This window comes from Hoeflea sp. EC-HK425 (assembly GCF_902498795.1).
In the GTDB taxonomy this organism is placed as follows: Bacteria; Pseudomonadota; Alphaproteobacteria; order Rhizobiales; family Rhizobiaceae; genus Hoeflea; species Hoeflea alexandrii.
The window spans coordinates 2,472,011-2,486,668 of sequence record NZ_LR701572.1; the positions used below are offsets into that span (position 1 = coordinate 2,472,011).

The following is a 14,658-nucleotide window of genomic DNA, read 5'->3' on the forward strand; positions in this document are numbered from 1 at the left end:
TGCTTCGATGTCGCGTCGGTCGATCCTGCATCTCAAGCCACCGACCGGGCGGAGGCCGGGGCGCATGATGCCTCGATCAGCTCGCAGACGCGTTGCGGATCAGCCTCGTGCAACAGATGTCCGCCACGGGGGACCGCGATGAAATTCCCCTCCGGTATCAGACGTGCGGCGCGGTCGGAGACACTTGAGGGAACCATCGGATCATCGGCCGCGGCAATGAGCGTGACCGGGGTCTTCAACCCTCCCAACCGCGCCAGCATCGGCTCCAGCCGCCAGTTCGCCATCATTCCGAGCGCGCCGCTGACATGGGAGGGCTGGCGCAGCAGCATGTGGTAGCAATCGCGGCCGGTCTTATCGACCGGAGAGCCGGTCGCCTTGATGAGATTGTCGGCCATGTTGCCGATCCGGGCCTGGAACGAGACAAGCCGCGAGGTCAGCGGATTGGCGAACAGCAGCTTGGCCAGGGGCGAAAGCAGCGCGTTGCCGCGGATCGGCTCGAGCGCGGCGTTGAAGCCGATGATGCGGCAGGGGCGGATAGCGCCATCGAGCGCCATCTGGATGAGAACGGCAACGCCCGCGGAGTGGCCGATGGCGAGTGCGGGTTCGACCTGAAGCGCCCGGAGCAGGCCGGCAAGAGCGTGCGCCATGCCCGGCAGGGTGAGATCGTCGGCGCGGGCACCGCAGGTGAAGCCATGGCCCGGCAGATCCATGGCAATCACCCGGTAACGCCTGGAAAGAAGCGGGATCAGGCCGCGAAAGGAATGGGTGGCAGCACCTGTTCCATGCACCAGCAGCGCCACTGGCGCCTCGGGATCGCCGAGGCTCTGGACGTGCCAGTCCAGCCGGCCAACACGCAGCATGCGGCTTGCATCACGAAACGGCCAGTTCCGGCCCGCATCCGCCAGGGTTGGACAGGAGCCGGAGAGCGTCATTGCCCGGCGCCTTTCGACAGCTCGGCGCTGACAATGGCATTGACGGCGCTGGCCGAGACGATGGGAAGCGGACAGTATTGAGCCTGCATGGAGCGGGCCAGTTCGCGTGTTGATTCGCGCGGCCGGCGCGAAATGTCGATCAGGATCGAGCGGTAGCCCATTGCCGCCCCGTGCCGCGCCAGCATCTGCGCGTCCTCGCCGGCGCGGACCCGATCGGCCTTGCCATCGAGCGCGATGTTGCCGCTGCCATCCGTCAGGTAGACGATCAGTGGCGACTGGCCGCGGCGCTGAACCATTCCGGCGATTTCGAGCGACCGCCGGATCGCGCCCGCCAGCGGTGTCGGGCCGCCGCCAGGAAGACCGGTCAGCGAGCGCTTGGCACGTACCAGCGACCGGGTCGGCTCGAGCAGGGTCTCCGCCGACATGCCACGAAAGCTGATCAGCGCGACCTGATCGCGCCGGACATAGCAATCGCCAAGCAGCAGTTCGATCGCCCCCTTGGCTTCAGCCAGCCGTTCCATGGCGGTGGAGCCGGACGCATCAACGGCGAAGATGGCGGTGGATTCGGTGCGGTGACGGAAGCGGATATAGCGGAAGTCGCTTGGGAGGATACGCAGCGGCGGCGCCGAGCCATCTGCGCGAAGCGCGAAATCCGGATTGCGCAGCCGCTGCCAGGGGATGGCCGCGCGCAAGGTGGAGACGACATCGGGCCGGGCCTCCGCGTAGGGAGGACGCGAGACGATGCCGGCGGGCCGACCCCTGCGGCTACCGGTCTTGATGCCGCCGGACTTTCCTGTACGAGCCAGCTTGGCGGCCATCGACCGGTCGGGCCGGTCAAGTTCGGCAAGGACAGCGCGCGAGGCCTGGGCGGCAGCGACCAGCATGTCTTCTTCCGACGGGTCGGGCTGCGAGACCTCGGTATCCGGCTGATCCTCGCCTGCCGGCGGTTCCGAGGGTGGTGGTGACAGATCGTCCCCCTCGGCACTTTCGGGCGTCTCGGCGGGTTGCGGCTGTTCGGACTGCGGGGCCATGTTCATGCCCAGGCAGAGCCTGACCGCGATCGCCAGATGGTCCGGCTTCACATCCGTGTCCTGTTCAAGCACAGCCAGAATGCGGGCGACGCGGATGAGATCAAGCGCCCGGCGGACAGGACTTCCGGGCAACGCCATGCTGACGGCGGCGGCGGCCTCGCGAACCTCATCAGGAACGGTAACCGCACGCATGGCCGAAGCACAATCGCCGGCTGATGGCAGCGGCTGCGCCAGCCTGCGGGCGAGGTCGGGATCGGTGAGCGCGTCATGGATCGACAGGCCGTCAAGGCACAGATCCAGTGTCAGCCGGTCGGCGAGCGCCGAAGGCAGATCCTCTTCATCATCGACGGATTCATCGAGCGCAATGAGCGAGAAACGGGCCGGCTGCACACGACCGGAGGATCCGGTCGCCACGCCATCATCAAGCGCGCGCCCGATGATCGCGGCACTTGCATCGGCCAGACGTTCGGCCATGCCCAGAATGATGAAACCACCGTCGGCGCGGGCCAGAATGCCGTTTTCATGCACCGGGCGTCCGGCGGCCAGAGTGGCGGCGATGTCAATTCCACCGGTCAGCCGTCCGGTGGCCGAAGAGGCCGGGATCCGGATCCATGGCAGGCCGCGGCCGTACCGGGCATCAAACAGCGCATGGACAGCTTCAAGCCAGCGGTCGCGCACCGGACCGGTGCCCGCACGCAGCCTGATGCCGCCGATCAGCCCGGCGCTAGCGACCAGGATCTGGGCCGAGAGAAGCGCATCCGCCCAGCGCGGGTTGATCTGTGTGCCGTCGTTCTTTTCAGGCATGCCCAACCGGCTCTCCCGCAACTTCGCTGATCGCCCGGTCGACCCGGGTCTTCGAGCCGGCTTCGTCGAGCGGATCGCGGCGCAGCCGGTGCCTCAAGGCCATCGGCGCAACCGCCAGCACATCCTCGAGCGTGGCTTCCTTCCGCCGTGAAAGCGCCGCCTTGGCGCGGGCCGCGCGCATCAGTGTCAGTTCGCCACGCAGGCCATCGACCCCCAACTGCATGCACAGATGCGCCATCATGGTCATGAGCCGGTCGGACAGCGCGACTGAACCGACAGCCTTGCGTCCGGCGACAATTCGCGCGGCAAGGCGCTGCTCATCCTTGGCCCATTTTGCGTGGAAAGCCTCGGCGTCCTGCTCATAGGCATCGCGGCGCTTGAGCACCTCGATGCGCGAGGCGATGTCACGCGGGGAAGAGACGTCGACCGACAGGCCGAAACGATCAAGCAATTGCGGTCGTAACTCGCCCTCTTCGGGATTGCCGCTGCCAACCAGAACGAAACGGGCGGGATGGCGCACGCTCAGGCCCTCGCGCTCGACAACATTGACGCCGGAAGCGGCAACATCGAGCAGCAGGTCCACAAGATGGTCCTCGAGAAGATTGACCTCGTCGACATAGAGAAAGCCGCGATGGGCCTTGGCAAGCAGGCCCGGCTCGAATGCGCGTTCGCCAGAAACCAGCGCCTTCTCGATATCGAGCGCGCCGCAGACGCGGTCTTCCGTGGCACCGAGCGGAAGATCGACCATCGGCGCCCTGGTCTTGATTCGCGCCGACTTCGGCGCCGTGGCGCAGACCGGGCACGGGTCAGCCGGGTGAGCCGGATCGCAATTGTAGCGGCAGCCTCTGGTCCCGGCCAGTTCGGGCACCAGTTCCGCCAGAGCCCGCACCGCCGTGGATTTCCCGGTTCCGCGATCACCGAACACCAGAACACCGCCCAGAGATGGCTCGACCGCGGCCATGAGCAGGGCATCCTTCATTTCATCCTGTCCGACAATGGCGCTGAAGGGATAAGGCTTTGCCATGGGTGGTGACCTCTCATTCCATTCTATCCGCTCCCGGCCACGCGCTCAGGCTATGGATGAGGACCGGACTTCAAACCGAGAATGTCCATTCGATTGGACACTTCAACGTAAACCAGAATATACACTCCCGCACCATTTGCAATCTGGATAATGTCTCCCGCCTTGGTGTGACGCTGGGGGGCGCCAGCAGACGCTGGAGGGCGAAGTGTTGAATTCATTCACAAATTTTCTTCGAGCCTGCACCGTCTGTATATTTTGGATTACATTTGTGGTGTAAATTATAGTTTACATTTGCCGGTATTGAGCAGAGTATGCGCAGGACCGGCCTGAATGAAGGGCGGTGTCTGGCGGGCAGGAGACCCGGCGAAGATGGAGGCAGGCAATGGGGATCGTTTCGAAACCGGAGAACGCGACACCGATACTGGACGGCATCAACGGCCCCGAGGAAATTCGCCGGCTTGAGGATGCGGATCTGGTTCGCCTGGCCGACGAACTCCGGCGCGACACCATCGCGAAAGTGGCCGCAACCGGTGGCCATCTCGGTTCCACTCTCGGCGTTATCGAACTGACTGTCGCGATCCACGCCGTGTTCGACACCCCCCGCGACAAGCTGATCTGGGACGTCGGCCACCAGGCCTATGCCCACAAGATCCTGACCGGCCGGCGCCAGGCCATGGCCGGCCTGCGACAGGATGGCGGACTATCCGGCTTCACCAAGCGGTCGGAAAGCGAATACGACCCGTTCGGCGCGGCGCATTCCTCGACATCGATCTCGGCCGGCCTCGGCTTCACCGCCGCCCGATCGCTCGGTTTTGGCACGGGCGACGTCGTGGCGGTCATCGGTGACGGCGCGATGTCGGCGGGCATGGCCTATGAGGCGATGAACAATGCCGGCGCGCTGGGCAAGCGGATGTTTGTCATTCTCAACGACAATGAAATGTCGATCTCGCCCTCGGTCGGTGCCTTTTCCACACACCTGTCAGCGCTTTGCGCCCAGGCTCCGGCCATCGGCATGGACGCCGTCATGAAGAAGGCGGCTTCGATGCTGCCCGAACCGTTCAGGACCGGGGCCGCACGGGCGCGCCACGCCATGGGTGCGCTGACCGGCACTTCAAGCCTGTTCGAACACATGGGCTTTACCTATGTCGGCCCGGTCGACGGACATGACCTGCCGCAGCTGCTGTCAGTTCTTCGTACCCTCAAGGGCATCGCCGATGGACCGGTTCTCATTCACGCAATCACCCGCAAGGGCGCGGGATATGCGCCGGCGGAAAACAGCGCCGACAAGTATCATGGCGTCGGAAGCTTCGACGCCGAAACAGGCATGCTTGCCAAGTCCAAACCGGGCGCGCCGAGCTATACTAAGGTGTTTGCCAACGCATTGACCGACGAAGCCGGCCGCGACAGGGGCATTGTTGCAATCACCGCGGCGATGGCATCGGGAACCGGCCTCGATGTGTTTGCAAAGGCCCATCCCGAGCGGATGTTCGATGTGGGCATTGCCGAGCAGCACGGCGTGACCTTTGCCGCGGGGCTGGCGGCGGCGGGAATGAAACCGTTCTGCGCGATCTATTCGACCTTTCTGCAGCGCGCCTATGACCAGATCGTCCACGATGTCGCCCTGCAGGGGCTGCCGGTGCGTTTTGCCATTGACCGCGCCGGCCTGGTTGGCGCCGACGGGCCGACCCATGCCGGGGCCTTCGATATCGCCTATCTGTCCAACCTCCCCGGCTTCACGGTGATGGCGGCCGCCGACGAGGCCGAACTTGTCCACATGGTGGCCACCGCCGCCGCGCATGACAGCGGGCCGATTGCGTTCAGATATCCGCGCGGAGAGGGAACCGGTGTGGCGCTGCCCGAACGGGGCGAACCGCTCGAGATCGGCAAGGGCCGCATTGTCCGGCAGGGCGATGACATAGCATTCCTGTCCTTCGGCGCCCGGCTCGGCGAATGCCTTGAGGCTGCCGACATGCTTGAAGCGCATGGGCTGACTGCCACCGTGGCCGATGCCCGCTTCGCCAAGCCCCTCGATACCGCGATGATCGCGCAACTGGCCAAGCGTCACGACCTGCTGATCACGGTGGAAGAAGGCGCCAGCGGCGGTTTTGGAGCCTGTGTGCTGCAGCACCTGGCGGAAACCGGTCAGCTTGACGGATCCTTCGCCATTCGCAGCCTGTGCCTGCCCGACCGGTTCGAGCAGCACGCGGCTCCTCAGACGATGTATGACCGATCGGGTCTGACAGCCCCTCACCTCATGGCCACAGCCTTGGAAAGCCTGGTCAGGAAACAACAGAAGCCGCCGAACAAGAAGGTGCAACTGGCCGCCATATGATGAACGGGTGAGTTGCGCCCTGAAATTCCACTGGAATTCTTGCACGAGGGATGGGCTTTTTATCCGTTTCGGCAATAACCGCATTGCAGTATCACCTATCTGGCACTCGTTTCTTTGCCAAATCCGTCATACCTTTTCCTCATGCGGGATCAATTCCGTGTGATGGGGAGGATCAATGTCCGGCAATGAAGAGGGAGGTGGACACCAGCCGTTCATCCCGGACAGAATACACATGACCGAGGGAACGAGGGGATCGTCTGCGCGTGCGCTAAGGGGCATTCGAGGCAGTGGGTCGCAATCCCAGATGGGAACTGCCGACCGCAGCAGGCTCGAGGGCGCGATCCGGCAACACTTCCACCACCATGAAACCGCCGCCGACACCGGGGCGGCTGAACGCCAACTCATGGATGGGACGGTTCACTTCCGCCAGTTTCTCAGCACGCTGCTGGAAAAGGATCCCAAGCACTTTCGCGCAGCACTCGACCGGCTTCGCAGCGAACGCGCGCCGCTTCTGGTCATTTGCGAAACGCTGATCGTTCCGGTGGCCGAGGAACTTGGCCGAATGTGGTGCGAGGACCAGCAGAGTTTCGCAAGCATCACCGCCGCAACCGCGCGACTGCAGCTGCTGCTCAACAGCCTCGCCGATGTCGAAGGCCCTTCCTTTCACGACGAGGAGCGCCCACGAATCCTGCTGATGCGCATGCCCAGCAACGACCACACGCTCGGACTGAGCGTGATTTCCTCGGTCTTTCATGAGGAAGGCTGGTCGGTGGAGGGCGGGCCAAGCCTGCAGGCCGGCAACCGCGCCTACGGGATGGCCCGTGAGGGCGGCTATCGGATGATCGGAGTTTCCGTCGCAGTCGGTTCCTCCGTCGACGAAATCAGCGCCATCATCAACAAAATCCGCAAAGCCTGCCCGGATCCATCCATGTCGATCCTGCTCGGCGGCGCCTCCCTCAGTGACCGGGCGCCAGAGCTCAAGGCCGCGGGCGCCGACATCGTGGCGCTGGATGTGCGTCAGGCCATCGAGCAGGCAAACACGCTCCTGAAGAGTAGAGGCTGACGCGCCCAAGCTGCTGGGCAATGGCCTGACAACGCGACCAGGAAGCGCCATACGCGACCATCTCAATCAGATGGATCGGGTCCGCGCATTTTCAGCGACACCTGAACCATCGCCATGGCAACCGCCGAAAGCGCGACGCAAATCCAGAAGGCGTTGACGCCGATCAGGCCGAAAGCGACACCGAAACTGGCGACGACCAGAATCGAAAACCCCTGCATCATGACGCCGAAGAGACTTTGAGCCTCGGCCGAGATGTCTTCGCCGGTGCGCTTGGCGATGAAGTAGAGGCATCCGAGATAGGAGAATGTGAAGGTAACCGCCTGGCCAAGCTGCATCAGCACGATCAGCCACAGCGGCGGGGACATGCTCATGCCGGCCCACCTGAGGACCGAGACCGCGCCGGCGATCAAGATGAGGATGCGGGCCGGAAAGCGAAAATTGATCCGCTTCCAGGCAAACATGGTGGCGGCTTCCGCTGCCGCTCCGAGCGCAATGAGAAGTCCAATGGTGGATTCATTCAGGCCCTGCTGTTTCCAGACCAGCGACGAAAAGGCATTCATGACCATGTGGTTGGCAAACAGGATGGCGCCGGCGATCACCGGCAGCAGCACCCAGGGCCGGAATGCGGCAATGACATCGCGCGACAGGAAGGCACCCTCGGACCGGGTGCGCGGCTGTTCGGCATCGCGCAGGCGCGGCAAACCGATCGCGGCGAGGAAACGCGCAAAGCAGGCGAATGCCAAAAGCCAGACAAAGGTCTCGGGCCCGAACCAGAGCACGAGGAAACCGGTGGCGTAGCACATCGCAAGAAAGCCCACCGTGCCCCAGGCCCTGGTCACGCCAAAGGAGAAGCCAAGACGTAGTGACAGCCGCATGGTCGCGGCATCGGCCACCGGACTGACCAGACCAGCGGGAAGCGTGGCAAGTGTCCAGATGAGCAGGATCATCCAGAAGCCTTCGGCAAAGCCGAGCAGCAGAGAGCAGGCCGCGGCCAGGCCGGTGCCGATCGTGATGGCCTGCTTCCAATCGGCGGCCCGGTCGGCAAGGCGTCCGACGAAGACGCTGAACAGCAGCATTCCAAGCATCGGAAGGGTGTTGATCAGCCCGATCTGTGCATCGGTAATGCCGCGTTCGTTAAGCCAGATCGGCAAATAGGTGACGGTGACCGCCGGCGCCCAGAATGCCACGGCATAGTAGCGGGTCGCCGCAAATTCCGGCTTTGACATCGGGGACAGGCCTTCAGCGATAGAAGTGGGGCGTGACCCGTGCAGCAGCCAGGACAAGAAAAACGGGACCAATCACAAATCACCGACCGAGCTTTAGTCCATGCCGATGAATTGCGCCATGGGCTGGAGCATTTCCGATGAAAACCAAGTCACCGGAAATGCTCTACCTTATTGTTTTTACGTCATTCCGATCGCGAAGCCGGTTTCCACTTTCGCTGGAATTGCTCCCATGCCGGTCTTCACCCGCCAATCCGTGAGGGTGGGCCTCCTTGCTATCGGCCGGGGCCTGATCCCGGTCATGCAGTCCGTAATCGCGCAGCACCTCAGCAACCCGCAACCGGTAACCGGCGAACACACCCGCCCTGCCCCGCGCCTGGGCATTGCGGTGCGCGCTCAGGGTCCGCCAACGCTTGACGGCATCCTCGTCCCGAAAGAATGAAAGCGACAGCAGCTTGCCCGGCGTGGTGAGGCTTTCGAAGCGTTCAACCGAGATGAAGCCGTCGACCTCGTCGAACAACGGACGCATCGAGGCAGCAATATCGAGATACTGCTGGCGACGGCCATCGGCAAGTTCGACCTCGAAGATGACAGCAATCATGGCCTCACCACCGCGGCATGCGGGCCAGAGGCCAGCCTGAGAAAAGTGCGATCCTCGCGCAGCAGAAACTTTTCGCGCTGGGCGAACTCATAGTTCTCGCGCCCCAGCGGGTCCTCGCTCAGGCGTTGCCGATAGGCCTCATAGGCGGCCAGGCTGTCGAGGGAGTAGACGCCGTAGGCGAGCGTCGATGAGCCCTCGTGCGGACTGAAGTAGCCGATCAGGTCGGCGCCGCAACGCGGTATCGCCTGGCCCCAGTTGCGGGCGTAGCGTTCGAACTCGGCTTTCTTCGTCGGGTCGATGTGATAGCGAATGAAACAGGTGATCATCAATGCCTCCGTTGTGGGACGCTTTCTATGCCACGTTGACGGTCGCTTATGCTTCGACTAACATCGAAGTATGAAAGAAGGCCCAGACATAGCCCAGCTGGGCGCGTTGATCGGCGATCCGGCGCGCGCCAACATGCTGACCGCGCTGATGGCCGGTGGCGCGCTGACCGCGAGCGAACTGGCCGCTGAGGCCGGGGTGACCGTGCAAACGGCGAGTTCCCATCTCAAGAAGCTCGAGAGCGCCGATCTGCTGATCCAGCGCAAGCAGGGAAGGCATCGCTATTTCGCGCTCGCCGATGATGATGTCGGCGCGCTTCTGGAAACCATGATGGGGCTCGCGGCCCGGCGCGGACTGACGCGCACCCGCACCGGGCCGAAGGATCCGGCGCTCAGGAAGGCGCGGGTCTGCTACAACCATCTGGCGGGCGAGCTCGGGGTTGAGCTCTATGGTGGACTTCTGGCGTCGGGGACGCTGGAAGAGGTGGACGGCGAACCGGTTTTGACAGATGCCGGTCGTGAACGGATGGTACAGTTCGGTATCGACCTGGCGGCGCTTGAAACCCAGCGGCGGCCCTTGTGCCGGTCCTGTCTTGACTGGAGTGCGCGGCGCACGCACCTGGCCGGATCACTCGGCCAGACCCTGCTCTCCCGGTTTGAAAGCCTGGGTTGGGCTCGCCGTGAAGCAGCTTCTCGCGTTGTGCATTTCACCGAGCGGGGCGAGACCGAATTGCTGGCCACCTTTTGCCGGCAAGACCAAAACTCACACGGGAACCGGAGCCAGCGCATAATGCGCGATACCTGAACCAAAGCTCCAGTCGAGCGAAGTGTTTTCAAAGAGTACGACCATGACATCCTCAGGCCGTATCGCGGCCCTGGCCTGCGCCAGGCGGGCAATGTCGCGGTAGAGCGCCTGTTTCTGGGTTTCCGTCCGCCCCATCCGGAAGGTGATCTCGACGATAACCGCCTCCGGACTGCGCTCAAGACCGGGGAAGCTCGGGTTCAGAACCAGACTCGACGGATCCAGTCGGTGGACGACGTGAAACAGATCATCTTCCGGTACATTGGCCGTCGCCACCAGCGCTTCGTGAACGGCGTCGCGCAAACCGGCAACCCGGTCATCGGCAAGCGATTGCGGCACATTGAACTTGACCAGGGGCATGGTCGTCTCCCTTTTTGACAACAAGGCCGGACCGGCGCAGCAGGTGCGAACGGATCCGTTCAAAGGCAGTGGAGCCGGTCAGGCCACCCAGAATGCGGCATCCTTCTGCCGGCGTGTCCGCCGACCCGTCATCCGGCTCCAGATCAGCGACATGGCATGGTTGATGGCTCTCGTGCGCTCCTGGTGGGCCCGTTCGCGGTACCGGTCAAAATCCGGCAGATGATCGATTGCATGCAGATCATGATGTGGTGGCCGGTTGCTCTGTATCGACATGTCAGTCTCCTTCGGTGATGTCGTGGCGTTGACAGAGTTGTATTATTGTTTTCAGGATTTATAATCTGCCATTATTGAGGATCACTCCGGACTTTCAGTCATGAATAGAACCGCAGCATCCGACGAGATCGGGATATTTGTCCGGGTGGTGGAACGCGGCGGTTTTGCCGCGGCCGCCGAGGAGACAGGACTGACGCCTTCGGGCGTTTCCAAGGCAGTCACGCGGCTCGAGGACCGGCTGGGTGTGAAGCTTCTGCAGCGCACGACCCGGCGGCTGATGATGACGGCAGAGGGAGAAACCCTGCTCAATCGCGGCCGCGAGATCCTCGCTGCGATCGAAGCGACCGAAGCGGAGGTGATGTCCGCCCGCGGCAGGCCGCAAGGCACCATCCGGGTCAATATGGGCACGGCCTTCGCCAAGCACCGGCTGGCGCCCGTGCTGCCGGATTTCAGGGCCCGTTATCCGGACATCGACCTCGTGGTCTCGGTGGCCGACCGCCGCGTCGATGTGATCGGCGAACAGCTCGACATGGCGATCAGGACCGGAGCGCTGACGGATTCAAGCCTGATTGCGCGGCAGCTTGGCCAATCAAGACGGATTATTGCGGCCAGTCCGGCCTATCTCGAGCGCCACGGCGAACCACAATCGGCCGCCGATCTCAAGGACCACGCCTGCCTGGCGATCACCGGATTCGCGCGTCTCGCGGAATGGCCGATCAAGGTCGACGGCAAGGTTGTCCCGGTGGCTGTCAAACCGGCGGTCACCTGCGACAATGCCGACATCCTGGCGGAAATGGCTTTGGCGGGGCTTGGAATCGTGCGGCTGGCGAGTTTCGTCATCGAGGACGCCATCGCCGATGGTCGGCTGAAGCCCTTGCTGGTCGATTGCCATGTCTCCGAACCGGTGCCAATTACCGCGCTGATGCCCCCGGGGCGGCAGCACCTGCCACGGGTGCGGGCATTCATCGACTTTCTGGTCGAGCACGCGGCGTAAAAGCCTGTCCAGCCGCAGATGACCGGCGAGCGGAGATGGCTAGACCGCGAGGTCGAGGTCCGACCGCTGCGCTTCAGAAACGGGCAATGAGGAGCGAGCTGGCCAGTGTGGCTCCGGCAGGGAAGCTATGGCGGGCTTGGCAAAGAAGTAGCCCTGCATGAGGTCGACGCCGAGATCATGCAGCACGTCAAACTCGGCCTGCGTTTCAACACCTTCACACACCACTTCGATACCGAGATCATGCAGCATGCGCACGTTGTGGCGAAGCATGGTGGCCTTGACCGGAGATCCGTCGATATCCCGGATCAGACCCATGTCGAGCTTGACCACGTCGGGTTGAAACCTGGAGAGAAGATCGAGGCCCGCATAGCCGGCACCGAAATCATCGATGGCCGTCTTGAAGCCCAGATTGCGGTAGGCGTGAAGAATGTTGAGCAGATGCGCCGTGTCGACGCGCTCGGATTCGGTAAATTCGAACATGATCCGTTCGACCGGAAATCCCGTCCGCATCGCGGTTTCCAGGGTCAGCTTGATGCAGGCCTTGGGTTCATAGACCGCGTTAGGCAGGAAATTGATGGAGAGGTAGGCATTATGCTCAGCGAGATCGAGCGCGGTCGCGAGCTCGATCGCCGTCACCCTGCATTTCTGGTCGAAGGCATAGCGGTTGGCATCGGTGACCTGGGACAGGATAACACCCGCCCCCTCGCCTTCCGCGCCGCGCAGGAGCGCCTCGTAGGCGAACATGCGCTTGTTCCGGACATCCAGAATCGGCTGGAAAGCCATGGTGATGTCAGTCGCGAATTTGGCTCCGTTTCGGCACCCTTCGCACGTCTTCCGGTCAGTCATTGTGGTCTCTCGCTCGCTTGGTCCGGAGACCATAAGCAAAAGCCGTTAAGAGAGAGTGTCAGACGCTTTGGCAACCGTGACATGAACACACCGACGAGGTGGCGGAAAATCATAGGACCAGCAAAATCGGGGGAAATCTGGTCGGAGTGAGAGGATTCGAACCTCCGACCCCGTCGTCCCGAACGACGTGCGCTACCAGGCTGCGCTACACTCCGTGACCAGCGGGCTGGCTTATAGACCGACGCAGGCGTGGCCACAAGCCCCTTCTTGATGAAATCGGTGGCCAATCCGGATCAGTATCGCGGTTGCGCCACACAGAAAGGCATCAGGAGCTTGCGCGGGGTCAGCCGTCCTTGTCGGTACCCGGCGGCGGTGGCGTGCCGCCCTGGTCGTCAGCGGCTTGATCGGGCTGGCCGGAAAGAAAGAACCCCCAGCCGACATAGGCGGAGAGCGCCAGGAACAACAGCAGCCAGCCGGTGGAGCCTGCGAAGAATTCGACCACGGTCCAGGCCAGGACCAGAGCGAAAATGATTATGCGCCGCGTGAGCGGCCGGTAAAACGGATGCCCGAAATCCACCAGTGCCCATCTCATGGATTGAACCTTCCGGTCAGCGTTCCACCGTAACCGCTGTGCTGATGTGTCATGCTTGCCTGTGCCTCCTGAAACAATCTGCCGGTACAAGAGCCGATCGGTTGTGCGGGGTCAACACGCGCCGCTCAAAAGCGGACCATGCATCTTCCAGTCACTTCAAAGCGACGTCATACTCCGCGCAGAACAGATCGCGATGAATCCCCCCTGAGAGGGGAAAGAAAGGCCACACCGTGAACACCAAACCCCATCTCGCCGGACTGACGGTTGGCTATGACATCCCTGCCCTGCCCGGGATGGACGCGGCCGATGTGCAGACGCCCTGCCTGGTGCTGGATCTCGATGCACTGGAGCGCAACCTCGTCAGGATGGCCGAGCGCGCCCGGGAGATGGGCGTGCGCCTGCGCGCCCATGGGAAGATGCACAAGTCCGTGGACCTGGCGAAGCTGCAGCAGACAATCGGAGGCTCGACCGGGATCTGCTGCCAGAAGGTCTCGGAGGCGGAAGCATTCGTGCGCGGCGGCATTGGGGATGTACTGGTCTCCAACCAGGTGCGGGGCTGTATGAAGATCGACCGGCTGGCGCAACTGCCCAAGCTCGGCGCGCGGGTCAGCTGCTGCATCGATGACCCGGTCAATGTCGCCGAACTCTCGGAAGCGGCCAGCCGGCACGGCACCACGCTTGAATGCCTCGTCGAGATCGATTGCGGTGCGGGGCGCTGCGGTGTGACGGAGCCAGCGGAGGTTGTGGCTCTGGCGGAAGCGATCATCGCCGCACCGGGCCTGACATTTGCGGGTATCCAGGCCTATCAGGGCGCCATGCAGCACCTGCAAGATCACCGGGACCGAAAGGCCAAGGCCGATGCGGCGATTGCTCTCGTCAAAGACGTCTTGGCGGCGCTGCATGCTGCCGGCATTAAGTGCGACAGCGTCACGGGTGGCGGCACGGGCAGTTTTGCGTTCGAAGGCAATTCGGGCGTCTACACCGAACTGCAGTGCGGGTCCTATGCCTTCATGGACGCGGACTACGGCCGCATTCTCGATCAGGACGGCAAGCGCCTGGACCACGGCGAATTCGAGAACGCGCTGTTTGTTCTCACATCGGTGATGAGCCATGTCAAAACCGACTTGGCGGTGTGTGACGCAGGGCTGAAGGTGCTCTCCGTCGACAGCGGCCTGCCGGTGGTGTTCGGGCGCGGCGACGTGCGCTATGTCCAGTGTTCGGACGAGCACGGCCAGATCACCGATCCTGCCGGCGCACTCAAGGTCGGCGACAGGCTTTGGCTGGTGCCGGGCCATTGCGACCCGACCTGCAATCTTCATGACTGGTATGTCGGGCTGCGCAATGGCAAGGTTGAATGCCTCTGGCCGGTCTCGGCACGGGGCAAGGCATTCTGATGCCGTCGCCGGAGATCGGTTCGGGCAAGCATAACGCAAGTTTCATCGGCTAGTGGTTCAGGGG

General features: G+C 63.1%; 15 protein-coding genes and 1 tRNA gene. 5 read left to right on the forward strand and 11 right to left on the reverse strand.

Translation table 11 applies throughout. The features are described from left to right. Positions 1-32: 32 nt before the first annotated feature. Genes bchO through bchI form a run of 3 tightly spaced genes read right to left on the reverse strand, consistent with a single transcriptional unit; the run spans position 33 to position 3,791 of the window. Positions 33-932, reverse strand: a complete 900-nt coding sequence (gene bchO / locus SPHINGO391_RS14760) for an alpha/beta fold hydrolase BchO (protein WP_152009543.1) — start codon at positions 930-932, stop codon at positions 33-35. After that, positions 929-2,767, reverse strand: coding sequence for a VWA domain-containing protein (locus SPHINGO391_RS14765; RefSeq protein WP_152009544.1), 1,839 nt, complete (start codon positions 2,765-2,767; stop codon positions 929-931). Before SPHINGO391_RS14765 ends, bchO begins: the two co-directional genes overlap by 4 nt. Then, positions 2,760-3,791 (reverse strand): magnesium chelatase ATPase subunit I, encoded by a 1,032-nt coding sequence (gene bchI / locus SPHINGO391_RS14770; RefSeq protein ID WP_152009545.1) that lies wholly within the window; start codon positions 3,789-3,791, stop codon positions 2,760-2,762. The genes SPHINGO391_RS14765 and bchI overlap by 8 nt, the downstream gene beginning before the upstream one ends. 382 nt (positions 3,792-4,173) lie before the next feature. On the opposite strand from bchI, the gene dxs reads away from it, so the two are divergent. Both dxs and SPHINGO391_RS14780 read left to right on the forward strand, forming a co-directional pair. Continuing rightward, entirely contained in the window at positions 4,174-6,123 is a 1,950-nt protein-coding gene (dxs, locus tag SPHINGO391_RS14775; protein WP_152009546.1) for a 1-deoxy-D-xylulose-5-phosphate synthase, read from the forward strand. Between the two features lie 304 nt (positions 6,124-6,427). Next, complete coding sequence (locus tag SPHINGO391_RS14780) at positions 6,428-7,186, forward strand: cobalamin-dependent protein (protein WP_193217300.1); 759 nt, start codon at positions 6,428-6,430, stop codon at positions 7,184-7,186. A gap of 62 nt (positions 7,187-7,248) precedes the next feature. Here SPHINGO391_RS14780 and SPHINGO391_RS14785 read toward each other — a convergent pair whose 3' ends face one another. From SPHINGO391_RS14785 to SPHINGO391_RS14795, 3 genes are all read right to left on the reverse strand, one after another. Continuing rightward, a complete protein-coding gene (locus SPHINGO391_RS14785) occupies positions 7,249-8,412 on the reverse strand; it encodes an MFS transporter (RefSeq protein ID WP_152009548.1) in 1,164 nt (387 codons plus the stop codon). A 163-nt stretch (positions 8,413-8,575) separates the two neighbouring features. Beyond that, positions 8,576-9,010 (reverse strand): antibiotic biosynthesis monooxygenase, encoded by a 435-nt coding sequence (locus SPHINGO391_RS14790; RefSeq protein WP_152009549.1) that lies wholly within the window; start codon positions 9,008-9,010, stop codon positions 8,576-8,578. Further along, complete coding sequence (locus SPHINGO391_RS14795; protein ID WP_152009550.1) at positions 9,007-9,336, reverse strand: NIPSNAP family protein; 330 nt, start codon at positions 9,334-9,336, stop codon at positions 9,007-9,009. Before SPHINGO391_RS14795 ends, SPHINGO391_RS14790 begins: the two co-directional genes overlap by 4 nt. 70 nt (positions 9,337-9,406) lie before the next feature. On the opposite strand from SPHINGO391_RS14795, the gene SPHINGO391_RS14800 reads away from it, so the two are divergent. Continuing rightward, positions 9,407-10,138 (forward strand): winged helix-turn-helix domain-containing protein, encoded by a 732-nt coding sequence (locus tag SPHINGO391_RS14800; RefSeq protein ID WP_152009551.1) that lies wholly within the window; start codon positions 9,407-9,409, stop codon positions 10,136-10,138. Here the strand turns inward: SPHINGO391_RS14800 and SPHINGO391_RS14805 are convergent. Together SPHINGO391_RS14805 and SPHINGO391_RS14810 are read right to left on the reverse strand one after the other, a co-directional pair. Continuing rightward, entirely contained in the window at positions 10,097-10,495 is a 399-nt protein-coding gene (locus SPHINGO391_RS14805; protein ID WP_152009552.1) for a tautomerase family protein, read from the reverse strand. The genes SPHINGO391_RS14800 and SPHINGO391_RS14805 overlap by 42 nt on opposite strands. A gap of 78 nt (positions 10,496-10,573) precedes the next feature. Further along, positions 10,574-10,768, reverse strand: a complete 195-nt coding sequence (locus tag SPHINGO391_RS14810; protein ID WP_152009553.1) for a hypothetical protein — start codon at positions 10,766-10,768, stop codon at positions 10,574-10,576. A 100-nt stretch (positions 10,769-10,868) separates the two neighbouring features. Here SPHINGO391_RS14810 and SPHINGO391_RS14815 point away from each other — a divergent pair, with 100 nt between their 5' ends. Beyond that, positions 10,869-11,762 carry a LysR family transcriptional regulator gene (locus tag SPHINGO391_RS14815; protein WP_152009554.1) on the forward strand — a complete coding sequence of 298 codons (894 nt, stop codon included), beginning with the start codon at positions 10,869-10,871 and terminating at the stop codon, positions 11,760-11,762. A gap of 39 nt (positions 11,763-11,801) precedes the next feature. Here the strand turns inward: SPHINGO391_RS14815 and SPHINGO391_RS14820 are convergent, their stop codons facing one another. The 3 genes from SPHINGO391_RS14820 to SPHINGO391_RS14830 form a co-directional block, all read right to left on the reverse strand. Beyond that, positions 11,802-12,545, reverse strand: a complete 744-nt coding sequence (locus tag SPHINGO391_RS14820) for an EAL domain-containing protein (protein ID WP_244615204.1) — start codon at positions 12,543-12,545, stop codon at positions 11,802-11,804. 201 nt (positions 12,546-12,746) lie between these two features. Continuing rightward, positions 12,747-12,823 (reverse strand) — tRNA-Pro (locus SPHINGO391_RS14825). A gap of 128 nt (positions 12,824-12,951) precedes the next feature. Beyond that, positions 12,952-13,200 carry a hypothetical protein gene (locus tag SPHINGO391_RS14830; protein WP_152009556.1) on the reverse strand — a complete coding sequence of 83 codons (249 nt, stop codon included), beginning with the start codon at positions 13,198-13,200 and terminating at the stop codon, positions 12,952-12,954. Positions 13,201-13,430: 230 nt separating this feature from the next. Here SPHINGO391_RS14830 and bhcC point away from each other — a divergent pair, with 230 nt between their 5' ends. After that, positions 13,431-14,594: a DSD1 family PLP-dependent enzyme gene (gene bhcC / locus SPHINGO391_RS14835; protein ID WP_343200310.1), complete on the forward strand. Its 1,164-nt coding sequence runs from the start codon at positions 13,431-13,433 to the stop codon at positions 14,592-14,594. Positions 14,595-14,658: the final 64 nt, after the last annotated feature.